The sequence below is a fragment of the Hafnia sp. genome (genome assembly GCF_036648275.1).
GTDB lineage: Bacteria > Pseudomonadota > Gammaproteobacteria > Enterobacterales > Enterobacteriaceae > Hafnia > Hafnia alvei.
The window spans coordinates 1-14,110 of the sequence record NZ_JAVXIQ010000012.1 but is presented as its reverse complement, the minus strand read 5'-3'; the positions used below and the strand labels follow the sequence as shown (position 1 = coordinate 14,110).

9 protein-coding genes are annotated in these 14,110 nt (G+C 48.8%); 2 read left to right on the top strand and 7 right to left on the bottom strand.

Features of this window, described 5'->3' with window-relative positions; translation table 11 throughout:
• Window positions 1-318: 318 nt before the first annotated feature.
• On the bottom strand, window positions 319-1,509 hold the full coding sequence (locus RSC70_RS12275) for an amino acid aminotransferase (RefSeq protein WP_130933931.1): 1,191 nt from the start codon (window positions 1,507-1,509) through the stop codon (window positions 319-321).
• Between the two features lie 264 nt (window positions 1,510-1,773).
• Between RSC70_RS12275 and dkgA the strand changes: the two genes are divergently transcribed.
• Entirely contained in the window at window positions 1,774-2,604 is an 831-nt protein-coding gene (dkgA, locus tag RSC70_RS12270; protein ID WP_063586296.1) for a 2,5-didehydrogluconate reductase DkgA, read from the top strand.
• Window positions 2,605-2,799: 195 nt separating this feature from the next.
• Here the strand turns inward: dkgA and RSC70_RS12265 are convergent, their stop codons facing one another.
• The gene (locus RSC70_RS12265) at window positions 2,800-5,130 is read right to left on the bottom strand and encodes a YgiQ family radical SAM protein (RefSeq protein ID WP_332542563.1); all 2,331 of its coding nucleotides are present in this window, start codon (window positions 5,128-5,130) and stop codon (window positions 2,800-2,802) included.
• 278 nt (window positions 5,131-5,408) lie between these two features.
• Between RSC70_RS12265 and treR the strand changes: the two genes are divergently transcribed.
• The gene (treR, locus tag RSC70_RS12260) at window positions 5,409-6,365 is read left to right on the top strand and encodes a trehalose operon repressor TreR (protein WP_282807902.1); all 957 of its coding nucleotides are present in this window, start codon (window positions 5,409-5,411) and stop codon (window positions 6,363-6,365) included.
• On the opposite strand, the gene aceK is transcribed toward treR, so the two are convergent.
• From aceK to RSC70_RS12235, 5 genes are all read right to left on the bottom strand, one after another.
• Window positions 6,366-8,084 carry a bifunctional isocitrate dehydrogenase kinase/phosphatase gene (aceK, locus tag RSC70_RS12255; protein ID WP_282807903.1) on the bottom strand — a complete coding sequence of 573 codons (1,719 nt, stop codon included), beginning with the start codon at window positions 8,082-8,084 and terminating at the stop codon, window positions 6,366-6,368.
• Window positions 8,085-8,166: 82 nt separating this feature from the next.
• Window positions 8,167-9,477 (bottom strand): isocitrate lyase, encoded by a 1,311-nt coding sequence (gene aceA / locus RSC70_RS12250; RefSeq protein WP_282807904.1) that lies wholly within the window; start codon window positions 9,475-9,477, stop codon window positions 8,167-8,169.
• 62 nt (window positions 9,478-9,539) lie between these two features.
• Window positions 9,540-11,138, bottom strand: coding sequence for a malate synthase A (gene aceB, locus RSC70_RS12245; protein WP_332542561.1), 1,599 nt, complete (start codon window positions 11,136-11,138; stop codon window positions 9,540-9,542).
• A 362-nt stretch (window positions 11,139-11,500) separates the two neighbouring features.
• Window positions 11,501-12,430 carry a homoserine O-acetyltransferase MetA gene (metA, locus tag RSC70_RS12240; RefSeq protein WP_040045575.1) on the bottom strand — a complete coding sequence of 310 codons (930 nt, stop codon included), beginning with the start codon at window positions 12,428-12,430 and terminating at the stop codon, window positions 11,501-11,503.
• A 148-nt stretch (window positions 12,431-12,578) separates the two neighbouring features.
• Window positions 12,579-13,880: an MFS family transporter gene (locus RSC70_RS12235; RefSeq protein WP_282807906.1), complete on the bottom strand. Its 1,302-nt coding sequence runs from the start codon at window positions 13,878-13,880 to the stop codon at window positions 12,579-12,581.
• Window positions 13,881-14,110 lie beyond the last annotated feature (230 nt).

Below are 14,110 nucleotides of genomic sequence, written 5' to 3'. Positions count from 1 at the left end.
TTATTTTGTGAGCAATATCAAGCTATCAGCTACTCGATTTAAACCTAATAACCACAAAAACAAATCATTAAAAATAATGCAGAATTTTATCCTTTTAATAAATATTAAAAATCATAGAGATGGGACTTTTCTTATAAAGTGCTAACTTTTGTTTGCATGGACACTCATTATCGATTTTGAGTGATCCATCAGTATCTGCTATTTAAATTACAACGAGATCTGTCTCACAGTCGGCATCGCTGTTTTCCGTGGGACTCTGCTGGAGATAAGAAATAAAAAAGCTCCCGAAAATATCGGGAGCTTCATTAACGATAGGAATTAAACGGCAGCAAATGACTGGGCAACGCGCTGCGCATTAGCGTGATTCATTCCCGCTACGCACATGCGACCGCTGGCGATCAGATATACGCCAAACTCTGCGCGCAGCCGATCTACCTGCTGAGCGCTGAGGCCGGTATAGCTAAACATGCCGCGCTGCGACATCAGATAGTCAAAGTTGCGCTGTGGTAATACGGTTTTCAAACCATCCACCAGCGTGCGGCGCATTTCGATAATGCGCAGGCGCATACTTTCAACTTCTTCTAGCCATAAGGCTTTAAGCTTCGGATCGTTAAGCACCGTTGCCACAACCTGTGCGCCAAAGTTAGGCGGGCTGGAGTAAATGCGACGCACGGTCGCTTTTAACTGGCCTAATACCCGACTTGCTGCTTCTTCGCTTTCACACACGACGGATAGCCCACCAACGCGTTCACCGTAGAGCGAGAAAATTTTCGAAAACGAGTTACTCACGAGGCAAGGCAACTCTGCCTGCGCCATGGCGCGGATAGCATAGGCGTCCTCTTCCATACCTGCACCAAAACCTTGATAAGCAATATCGAGGAATGGAATCAGTTCACGCGCTTTTGCAATTTCAATCACGCGATCCCATTGCTCATTGCTGAGATCTGAGCCCGTTGGGTTGTGACAGCAAGGATGCATTAACACAATGCTACGCGCAGGCAACTGATTGAGCGTGTTGAGCATCGCATCAAAGTTCACACCCAGCGTTTCAGGGTCGAAATAAGGGTACTGATGCACTTTGAAACCCGCACCCGAGAAGATCGCAATATGGTTTTCCCACGTTGGATCGCTGACCCACACCTCAGAATCAGGGAAATAATGTTTTAAAAAGTCAGCCCCAACTTTCAGCGCACCGGAACCACCAATGGTTTGCACCGTAGCAATTCGCTTTTGAGCAACCATCGGATGTGTATCACCGAACAATAGGCTTTGGATCGCACTACGGTACGGCGCCAATCCTTCCATCGGCAGATACAACGACGCAGCACCCTCGCGAGCATTCAGGATTTCTTCCGCAGCAGCAACGGCTTTCAACTGAGGAATAGTTCCCTTTTCGTCATAGTACAGACCGATACTGAGATTAACTTTATCGGCTCGAGGATCCTGTTTGTAGGTATCCATCAGCGAGAGAATCGGATCGCCTGCATAGGCGTCTACATGCTGAAACACGGGTGCTCTCCTTGAAATCACGGGGGTAAAAATGGCTTTAACAACACAATAACCTTGTCGCATGTCAGAAAGCTATAGCCAATTACTTAGTCCATACCGATCTTTTTGGGCTAGGCTTAAAGGATATGTTTCATCATGCCCAAAATAATTTGAGTTGCCTTGAGGAGGCAAGTTAAGCGCAGCCAACAAAAATGCAGCTTGAAGTATGACGGGTATGGAACGGATGGGGCTGCTGTTTGGCCTCTCCAACTGAAGGAGAAAACGATGTCCACACAACCTCTTATCAAGCTGAGCGACGGAAATACTATGCCACAGCTCGGTTTAGGCGTATGGCAGGCCTCGAATGAGCAAGTCATCACCGCTATCGAAACGGCGTTAGAGACAGGGTATCGCTCAATCGATACTGCGGCCATTTATGCTAATGAAGAAGGCGTCGGCAAAGCGTTAGCAAACTCGTCAATTGCTCGCGATGAGCTTTTCATCACCACTAAATTATGGAACACAGACCAAGATAATGCAGCGAAGGCGCTGGAAGAAAGCCTGAAAAAGCTGCGGTTGGATTACATCGATCTGTATCTGATTCATTGGCCTGCTCCTGCACAGGATAAATACGTCACCGCATGGAAATCTTTGATTGAACTCAAGAATCAAGGGCTGATCAAGAGCATCGGCGTGTGTAATTTTAATATTCCACACCTACAGCGCCTGATCGATGAAACGGGCGTTTCACCCACCGTGAACCAGATTGAGCTTCATCCTTTGATGCAGCAAAAACCCATGCACGCATGGAATGCCACACATCACATTGCCACCGAGTCTTGGAGCCCGCTGGCGCAAGGCGGTGAAGGCGTTTTTGATACTGAAATCATTCATAAACTGGCGCGGAAATATGAGAAAACTCCGGCTCAGATTGTTATTCGCTGGCACTTGGATTCGGGATTGATTGTGATCCCTAAATCCGTCACGCCAAAACGCATTCAGGAAAACTTTGGGGTATTTGATTTTCGATTGGATAAAGATGAGCTGAGCCTGATTGCTAAGCTCGATAGCGGTAAACGTCTGGGCCCTGATCCTGATACGTTTGAAAAGCTTTGATTAATCGCTAAAAAATCCCCGCGGTGCGGTAACGCCGCTCACCAAAGCTCGATTTTAGGGGGAGCACACCGATGGGGTCGTAGCGGCGTAAGCCGCCGGAGCGCCCCGCGGTGTGGTAGACCCGTGTATCTCGATCTTTTAAACGAGCGGTGCTTTTAAACGAACTGCGTAACACCGCACGGGGATTTTTTATCGTTATTTACCTTTGGTCACTCGAGGTGCCTTACGCCCTGATGGCTTCGCAGCGGGTTTCCCTGCTGGCGTATGTGCCATTGGTTTAGCCGCTTGTGGCTTGCCTTTAACAGGCTTGCCCATCGGAGAAGCCTTATCATGTACTTTTCCATTGCGCTCCGCTGATGGCGCTTCACCGCGAATCGTTTTAGGTTTCGCACCGCGCTGTTCAGGCTTCGCCGGCGCACCGGTATGCTTAGTCATCGCTGGACGCATATTTTTCTGGTATCCACGACGCGCTTCGCGCTGTTCTTCAAGCGTTGGAGCCGGTACTAAGCATTCACGGCGTGAGCCGATCAAATGCTTCATACCCATCTCTTCCAACGCACCACGGATCAGCGGCCAGTTAGCTGGATCGTGATAGCGCAGCAGCGCTTTGTGTAAGCGGCGCTGGCGATCGCCTTTCGGCACCACAACGTCTTCGCTTTTATAATCGACTTTACCCAGCGGGTTTTTACCCGTGTGGTACATCGTGGTGGAATTCGCCAACGGCGACGGATAGAAGTTTTGCACCTGATCCAAACGGAAACGGTTTTTCTTCAGCCATAGCGCTAAGTTGACCATATCCTCATCTCGCGTTCCCGGATGGGCTGAAATGAAATACGGGATCAAATACTGTTCTTTGCCAGCCTGCTTGGAATAAGTATCAAACAGCTCTTTAAAGCGATGATAACTTCCCATGCCCGGCTTCATCATCTTAGACAGTGGCCCTTCTTCGGTATGCTCTGGCGCAATCTTCAGGTAGCCCCCCACGTGATGGGTTGCCAGCTCTTTGATATAACGCGGATCTTCAACCGCCAGATCATAACGAACCCCAGAGGCAATGAGGATTTTCTTCACGCCGTCCAGATCGCGCGCACGACGATACAGCTTGATGGTCGGCTCATGGTTGGTGTCCATGTGCTGACAAATCTCAGGGTAAACACAGGATGCACGGCGGCAAGTTTGCTCAGCACGCGGTGACTGGCAGCGCAACATATACATGTTGGCCGTTGGGCCACCTAAATCGGAAATCACGCCGGTAAAGCCAGGGACTTTGTCACGGATCTCTTCGATTTCTCGAATGATTGAGTCTTCTGAACGGCTCTGAATAATACGGCCTTCATGTTCGGTAATCGAACAGAATGAGCAGCCGCCGTAGCAACCGCGCATGATGTTGATGGAGAAACGGATCATCTCATAGGCAGGAATTCGGGCGCTGCCGTAGACTGGATGAGGAACACGCTGGTAAGGCAGCGCAAACACGCTGTCCATTTCTTCCGTGCTCAATGGGATCGCCGGAGGGTTAATCCAAATATAGCGATCGCCATGTTTTTGCATCAAAGCGCGCGCGCAGCCGGGGTTGGTTTCATGATGCAAAATGCGTGATGTGTGTGCGTACAGCACTTTGTCATTTTTAACTTTTTCATAAGACGGCAGCAGCACGTAGGTTTTTTCCCACGGCTTAGGCTTCGGCGCACGCACGGTGATGGTTTGTACGCTATCGTCTTTCTTCTTATCGGCATCTGGCGCACAGGCCAAATCGTCGCCGTAAGGGTTGGGAATCGGTTCGATACGACCCGGTTTGTCTAAGCGCGTGGAGTCCACGCCGCTCCAGCCCGGCAACGCCTCTTTGCGCATGACCGCGGTATTACGCACGTCGATAATGCTAGCAATCGGCTCACCTGAGGCTAAACGATGTGCCACTTCAACCAGTGGACGTTCGCCGTTGCCATACATCAGCATATCGGCTTTAGAGTCCACCAGCACCGAACGGCGCACGGTATCAGACCAATAGTCGTAATGAGCAATACGGCGCAGGCTGGCTTCAATCCCACCTAAAATCACCGGAACATCGCTGAACGCTTCTTTGCAGCGTTGGGTATAAACCAGCGTTGCACGATCTGGGCGTTTGCCGCTTTCATTGTTTGGCGTGTAGGCATCGTCGTGACGCAGTTTGCGATCGGCGGTATAGCGGTTAATCATCGAATCCATGTTACCGGCGGTGACGCCATAAAACAGGTTCGGTTTCCCCAAACGCATGAAATCCGCTTTGCTGGTCCAGTCCGGTTGCGCAATGATCCCCACGCGAAAACCCTGAGCTTCCAGCATACGACCAACGATTGCCATCCCAAAACTTGGATGGTCAACGTAAGCATCACCGGTAACGAGAATGACGTCACAGCTATCCCAGCCGAGAGTATCCATTTCCTCACGCGACATCGGTAAGAACGGGGCCGTGCCGTAGCACTCTGCCCAATAGGGCGTGTAGGAGAACAAATCACGTTCTGGCTGGATCAGGCTGATACTACTCATGACATCACTCTTTTCTATTTATCTGGGGAAGTTTGCGCTGAAGCGGAACTGCATTACGTTGTGCCGTTAACGATTCGGGTGGTTAACAAAGCATCAATATCAGGGCGGCGATTATACGCATTTGCACGCGTAAAAGAGAGGGATATTTAAGATTGGCCTGTTATCACTCCCATCGTCCCCTGAATGAGCCACGGTAAAGTTCATGACTGGGACTTGCCTTAGTGGCTTTTACCCACAACAATAGCATTCTTATCACTGACTCTGCGTGGCGTTACGTTATGTCCGAACGATTGACGATTAAAGATATTGCTCGCCTCAGCGGCGTGGGAAAATCCACTGTCTCCCGCGTAATCAATAAAGAATCAGGCGTTAAGCCTGAAACGCGTGCGCGGATAGAAGAGATCATCAATCAACATAACTTTGCCCCATCAAAATCGGCTCGAGCCATGCGCGGCCAAACGGATAAAGTCGTCGCCATTATTGTTTCGCGTCTAGATTCCAATGCTGAAAATCAGGCCGTGCGCGCCATGCTTCCCCTGTTGTATGCCCAAGGCTACGATCCTATTTTGTTAGAAAGCCAGTTTGAGCCAGAACGAGTGCGGGAACATTTAACCGTTCTATCGCGTCGCCACGTTGATGGCATTTTGCTGTTCGGCTTTACCGGTCTGGATGAATCGATGCTGCTGCCGTGGCGGGAGAAGATCGTTGTTCTGGCATGGGAGTATGAACAGCTGACCTCGGTACGTTATGACGATAGCGGCGCAGTCACCTTGCTGATGAACGCGCTAATCGCCAAAAAACATCAGCATATCGCTTTCGTTGGGGTCAAACTTTCAGATGCCACCACGGGCGGACGTCGTTACGACACCTATCACGCGCTCTGCAAAAAGCACCAGATAGCGCCTTGTGCCGCGCTCGGAGAGCTTACCTTTCAGAGTGGATATCAGTTGGCTCAGCAGGTTATCTCTGAGGATACTACCGCAATCATCTGCGCGTCAGATACCATTGCTCTCGGCGTAAGTAAGTACTTACAGGAGCGGTCGAAAAACGATGTAATCGTCTGCGGTATGGGGAATAACTCGCTGCTAGAGTTCTTGTATCCCAAAACCTTTTCAGTCGACTTAGGCTATGCCGAAGGCGGACGAATGGCGGTACAACAGTTACTCTCCCTGCAAAACTCGCCACAGCCCGGCAAGCACATTACGGTGCCTTGCACATTGCGCAGCCCAAACTGATTAACGCTGTGCAAATCGGCGCTTGCGTCGATAGGCAAAGACATCATCAACCACACCATTGCTGATCCGCTGCTGCAAACTACGCCAATAGTTTGCAGTAAATAAATCACCGTGCATTTCGGCAAACAACGTTCTGATACGCACATCACCACATAAAAAATGCTGAAATTCTTCAGGGAATACATCGTTAGGCGACACGCTATACCATGGCTCGCTAGCCATTTCGTCTTCGGGATAACGTGGCGGTGGAATATCGCGGAAGTTAACCTCGGTCATATAACAAATTTCGTCATAATCATAAAACACCACTCGCCCATGTCGGGTCACGCCAAAGTTTTTAAACAGCATATCGCCGGGGAAAATGTTCGCCGCTGCCAGCTGCTTGATCGCATTGCCATATTCTTCAATTGCGTCATGTAACTGGCGCTCATCGGCCTGCTCCAGATAAATATTGAGCGGAATCATGCGACGCTCAATATACAGATGACGGATCACGATACGATCGCCTAAATCTTCCAGTTTCTCAGGAACTTCCCTTTGTAATTCCGCCATCAGCTCAGGGCTGATTCGCCACTTCTCAATCACAAAGTTTTCATATTCTTGAGTATCAGCCATGCGTCCAACGCGATCGTGTTCCTTAACCAGCTGGTAGCAGGCTTGAACCCGTGCAGGATCGACCTCTTTTTGCGGCGCAAACTTATCTTTGATGATCTTAAATACGCGGTCAAACGAAGGCAGAGTGAAAACCAGCATCACCATTCCTCGAATGCCTGGAGCAATAATGAATTGCTCTTTGGATTCTGCAAGATGCTTTAAATACTCGCGGTAATATTCAGTTTTCCCATGCTTTTGGCAGCCAATCGCCATATATAGCTCAGCGGTTGTTTTCCCCGGTAAAATCTCGCGCAGCCAGTCAACCAGCGCGGCGGGCAAAGGTGCATACACCATGAAGTACGAACGAGCGAAACCAAAAACAATGCTGGCCTCATCTAAACGCGTTAAGCAGGTATCGACAAACAGCGCACCTTGTTCGTTATGATGAATCGGCAGCAGAAAGGGGTAAGTGCCTTCTGGCGTGTGCAGTTTCCCCACCAGCCAAGCCGCTTTATTGCGATAAAACAGCTCATTGGCTACCTGTAGGCGGCTGTGATTCAGCGTATTTTCACCAAAGGTACTTTCTAAATGGCTGACGATATAGTCCACATCGCGGGCGCGATCTTCCCACGGTAATCGAAGTGGGAGTTCACCGAGTAAATCATTGATTAGCGCATGCCAACCCGCCTCAGGCTTAAAGGTTCTGGCTAATGGGCGGGGAAATTCGCGCCAATGACGTTCAGGCTGTGAGCTAAAAACAAATAGCTTATCTGGGGTGAGCTCACGATGATTGAATAAGCGACAGTACACGGAGTTAAAAAAACTTTCGGCAATTTCAAAACGCGGATATTCAGGCAGCATGTCGGTGTAGACCGTCTTCACTCGAGCCAAGAATTCAGCATCATGGCACAAAGGCCCCGTCATCCTGCGTAGCTGCTCCACCACCAGCCCCACATGATGATCGTAAAGGTGAATACGTTTTTTCATCGCCAGCTGAACAGCGCCCCAGTTAGCTTTCTCAAAGCGCTGTTGGGCTCCAGCGGTCACTTCGAGAAAACGACCATACTGAGCATCAAAGCCCTGCAAGATCGTCTGCGCAATCAGTTGTTCCATACCAATAGCCATCTCGGTCACCTCGCTGACTCTCAGACAAAACGGGCAGAGCGCATTGCCCTGCCCGTTTTAGCGTTCATGCTTACCCGCGTTTTTAGAACTGCTGCTCTTCGGTAGATCCGGTCAAAGCCGTTACCGATGATGTGCCGCCCTGAATCACATTCGTCACTTTATCAAAGTATCCGGTGCCCACTTCCTGTTGATGAGAGGCAAAGGTATAACCCTGTTTTTGTGCCGCAAATTCACGCTCCTGCACTTTCTCAACGTAATGTTTCATGCCCTCTCCATTGGCGTACGCGTGCGCCAGATCGAACATGTTGAACCACATGCTGTGAATGCCTGCCAGCGTGATGAACTGGTATTTATAGCCCATCGCAGAAAGCTCATCTTGGAAGCGCGCGATAGTCTGATCGTCGAGGTTCTTTTTCCAGTTAAAGGACGGTGAACAGTTATAAGCCAGCAGCTTGCCCGGATACTGAGCGTGAATCGCATCCGCAAAGCGCTTCGCCGCCTCTAAGTCTGGCGTAGACGTTTCGCACCAGACTAAATCGGCATAAGGCGCGTAGGCGAGGCCACGGCTGATAGCCTGCTCGATGCCCGCATGAGTACGGAAAAAGCCTTCAACGGTACGCTCACCGGTGACAAAAGCACTGTCGTAGCTATCGCAATCTGATGTGATCAGATCGGCAGCATCGGCATCGGTACGGGCAATCACCAGAGTTGGAACACCCAATACGTCTGCGGCTAAACGCGCGGCGACTAATTTTTGAATCGCTTCCTGCGTAGGAACCAGTACTTTGCCGCCCATATGGCCGCATTTTTTCACCGATGCCAGTTGGTCTTCGAAGTGAACTCCGCCAGCACCCGCTTCAATCATCGATTTCATTAATTCAAACGCATTCAATACGCCACCAAAACCGGCTTCAGCGTCGGCAACAATCGGTAAGAAGTAATCGGTAAATTTGCTATCACCCGGCTCCACGCCGTTCGACCATTGGATTTGGTCTGCGCGACGGAATGAATTATTGATACGTTCAACTACCGCTGGCACTGAATTAACAGGATACAGCGATTGATCCGGATACATGCTGGATGCCAAGTTGGCATCCGCCGCCACCTGCCAGCCAGAGAGATAAATGGCTTCGACACCGGCTTTTGCCTGCTGTAATGCCTGACCACCGGTTAATGCACCGAGGCAGTTAACATAGCCTTTGCGTGAACCGCCATGCAGCAGTTCCCAAAGTTTAGCTGCGCCCTTTTGCGCTAAAGTACATTCTGGATTCACCGAACCACGCAGATTAACCACGTCATTTGCGCTGTAAGGACGAGTAATGCCCTCCCAACGCGGGTTAGTTTTCCAATCCTGTTCCAACTGCTGAATTTGCTGATTACGTGAGGTAGACATGGCAAGCGCTCCTTGGCTTTTTTCTCTATTTTATGGTTTCGGTGTAGGGTTAGTTTTCGTGCTTAATTCAACAGTTCATAACCTGGTAGTGTCAGGAAATCGATCAGCTCACTGCTGGTTGTAATACGTTCCATCAGACTGGCAGCCTCAATAAAACGACCGCTGTCGAAACGTGTATCACCAAGCTCTTGACGAATAACCTGCATTTCTTCTTTCAGTAACTGACGGAACAGATCTGGAGTCACCTGCTGGCCATTGCTCAGCGTTTTCCCGTGGTGGATCCACTGCCAGATTGATGTACGAGAGATCTCCGCCGTAGCCGCATCCTCCATCAAGCCGTAGATGGGCACGCAGCCATTACCCGAAATCCAAGCCTCAATGTATTGAACAGCAACGCGAATATTGGCACGCATCCCCTCTTCGGTGCGTTCACCAGGGCAAGGCTCCAACAGTTGCGCTGCGGTGATTGGCTCATCCTGTAAACGCGTTACCTCAAGCTGATTACTGCGCTCACCCAGCACGCGGCCAAAAACCTGCATCACTTCATCTGCTAAGCCAGGGTGTGCAACCCAAGTACCGTCATGGCCGTTATTCGCTTCAAGCTCTTTATCTGCGCGGACTTTATCCATCACCCATGCATTGCGCTCAGCGTCTTTGCTAGGGATAAATGCCGCCATTCCGCCCATCGCAAAAGCGCCGCGTCTGTGGCAGGTTTTGATCAACAAACGTGAATAAGCACTTAAGAATGGTTTTTCCATCGTCACGGACTGACGGTCGGGTAAAACGCGGTCGCTATGGTTTTTCAGCGTTTTGATATAGCTAAAGATGTAATCCCAGCGACCGCAGTTCAAACCAACGATGTGATCGCGCAGGCTATGTAAGATCTCATCCATCTGGAATACCGCAGGCAGGGTTTCGATCAATACAGTGGCCTTAATTGTTCCACGTGGTAGATCAAAACGATCTTCGGTAAAGCTGAAGATCTCACTCCACCACGCAGTCTCATGGTAAGACTCCGTTTTAGGTAGATAGAAATAAGGACCGCTGCCTTTTTCCAAGAGTGCTTGGTAGTTGTGGAAGAAGTAGAGCGCAAAATCAAACAGCCCACCGGGGATAGACTCACCCTGCCACGTCACATGTTTTTCTGGCAGATGGAGTCCACGCACACGAGCAATCAGCACCGCAGGATTCGGTTTTAGCTGGTAGATTTTTCCTGCTTCATTGGTGAAGCTAATCGTGCCATTCACCGCATCACGCAGGTTAATTTGGCCCTCAATCACCTTGTTCCAGTTTGGAGCAAGTGAATCCTCAAAATCGGCCATAAAAACTTTAACGTTCGCATTAAGCGCATTAATCACCATTTTGCGTTCGACCGGCCCCGTGATTTCAACGCGACGGTCTTGGAGATCGCGAGGGATACCGCGAATTTTCCAATCGGAATTTTTAATGGAATTAGTTTCCGAAATAAAATCTGGCAGCTCACCACGATCTATTTTTTGTTGTTGCACCTGACGAGCAGCAAGTAACTGCTTGCGTTGAGGTGCAAATCGAGCGACTAAGTCAGTTAAAAACTCAATAGCCTCTTCGGTAAGAACCTGCTGCTCCTGATTGCCAAATTGCTGGGTAAATTCCAGCTCAGTATCAACGATCTGTTGTGTCATATGTTTGTCTCCGCCCTCTGCTAGGGGTACAACCAGAACCCCACTCCTGTCATTTAGCTCACTTTTGCACTTCTCATCAGCGACTAAATTTCGTACCAACAGATTAAAGCGTAGACAGTGATTCACTAAAATCAAAAACAATTTCCATTTTTATTATAATTATTTTTATATTCTTTAAATTTCATATGGATAGATGAATATATTGATAACAATAAGAAGAAAACCGGTTCCATTAGATTGTTTAAATACAATAGGCTGTTAATTAAGAAAAAGAATTGAGGGGGAGACAAAATTTGAGGATGCTGCTAAACAGATATTCAGCAGCATCGAGGGAAAGGTTGGAAATACTTAGTGAGGTAGCCTTATTCCAGCGTAGGGTTCATATAACGCAGGTCAAACGGCGTTATCTGGTAAACATAGTAGTTCAACCAGTTAGTAAACAGTAAGTGCCCATGGCTACGCCATGACGCTTTGGGACTATGTTCAGGGTTGTCATCGGGGAAGTAATTCACAGGTACATCTGGAGATAAGCCAGCCGCAACATCGCGGAAATACTCTCCCGACAAAGTATGCGCATCATACTCAGGATGCCCCGTCACAAAAGCCATTCGCTTATCTTTGGTCGCAAATAGGTAAGCACCTGCCTGCTCAGACTCAGCCAAAATATCGAGATCGCTATATTCTCGCAGCACATCCGTTGGGAAGTCAGCATAGCGAGAATGCGGAGCCAAGAAAGTCTCATCAAAACCGCGGGTCAAAAGCGCTAACGGCTGTAACGTTTGATGATGATAAACACCTGATAGCTTGGTTTCACGCGTCAGTTTAGGAATGCCATAGAGAACGTTTAAGGCAGCCTGAACCGCCCAGCATACAAACAGCGTAGAGGTCACATGCTCTTTAGCCCAGTGAACAATTTGTTCAATCTGCGGCCAATACGCTACGTCACAAAAATCGACCAGGCCGAGAGGTGCACCTGTGACAATCAGCCCATCAAAATTCTGGTCTTTAATGTCTTCGAAATTACAGTAGAAATTATCCAGATGCTCGGCTGGCGTATTTTTTGACTCACGGCTATCAATGCGCAGCAACTGTATGTCAATTTGCAGAGGCGAATTGGAAAGTAATCGAAGAAATTGATTTTCCGTCTCGATCTTTTTAGGCATCAGATTGAGTACCAAAACTTTAAGCGGGCGGATCTCCTGTGTTGCCGCTCGTGAAGAGGGCATGACAAAGACATTTTCATTCCGCAAAAAGCTTACGGCAGGTAATTCATCTGGCACCCTGATTGGCATAATCGCTAGCTCCTAGACTCTGTTAAGAAAGCATCCATATAAACGTTTAGACTTCTAGATGCCTGACGATAACGAGTTTTCACCAGCTTGTACAGCATGCAGGATGAAGTTGAAAATCTTTCATCCTGCATTTTGCGAGCAGTAATGCTTACATCCTGATTTCTTGACCCTTTTTATGTAATAGCAATGAAACCAGCATCGCCATAAAACACATACCTGAAACGTACCAGAAGAAGGCCGTTTCAATGCCAGCCGCTTTCATCGATAGAGCAACATATTCTGCCGAGCCACCAAACAAGGCATTACCAACGGCATAGGAAAGACCAACGCCTAACGCACGAACCTCTGGCGGGAACATTTCTGCCTTCAGCAGTCCACCGATTGAGGTGTACAAGCTCACAATCGTTAGCGCAGCAACAATGAGGACAAAGGCAAGATAGGGATTCGTCACATCTTGTAGCGTCGTGAGTATGGGTACCGTCAGCAACGAAGCCAAAGCGCCAAAAGCGATCATTGAGTTTCGACGCCCAACTTTATCTGACAATCCGCCAAAAATAGGCTGTAACAACATAAAGACGAACAAGGCAGCCGTCATTATTCCACTCGCCATTTTGGCATCCATACCTGCGGTGTTGACCAGATATTTCTGCATATAGGTTGTAAACGTATAGAAGCTCAGCGAGCCCCCCGCGGTAAAACCCAGCACCATCAGAAAAGCTTTCTTGTTATTCCATAATCCAGACAACGTCCCCGCATCCTTACGCGTTCTGGTTTCTTTAGTTGATGTCTCATGCAGTGAACGGCGCAGATAAAGTGCAACTACCGCTAATAACGCACCAAGCACAAACGGGACTCGCCAGCCCCACGAGCGTAGCTCTTCGGTGCTCAGCGTCTGTTGTAAGACCACTAAAACCAGCAGGGCTAGCAGTTGGCCGCCAATCAGCGTGACATATTGAAACGATGCATAAAATCCGCGCTTACCCTCTACCGCAACTTCACTCATGTAGGTGGCACTGGTTCCATACTCACCGCCGACGGAGAGCCCCTGGAATAATCTAGCAAGTAATAGGAGTGCCGGGGCCCAATTCCCTATTGCGGCATACGTTGGGAGGCAAGCGATTACTAACGATCCGCAACACATCATGCAGACCGAAATCATCATTGATGTCCGACGGCCATGTTTGTCTGCAATATAGCCAAACATCCACCCACCGATTGGGCGCATGAGAAAACCTGCGGCAAACACGCCAGCGGTTTGTAGGAGTTGAGTAGTGGAATCTCCACTAGGGAAGAATACGGGAGCAAAATACAACGCACAAAACGAATATACGTAAAAATCGAACCATTCGACGAGGTTGCCTGATGATGCACCAACAATCGCCAATATACGCTTACGCGTATCATGATCGTCAGGTTGTCGTTCCGTCAGCGACGGGGTGGTATCTGCCATAACAATATCCCTACAGAGGTAAAAGTGTGCGGTGGTCGTGTCGCCACTCGCTTCAATGTAAGTTAATTGTTATATATTGGTTAAATAAAGACTTCAATAGCCAACTAACCAATGAAAAAATCATCGGTCACTTGCAGAGTTTTTTGTGATGTTGGGTGGGAAATAGCCGCGTTAGCGGTTATTTATTTGGTAAATTTTTCAAATTCCCCATAGCAAAAAACCCCAGTCTT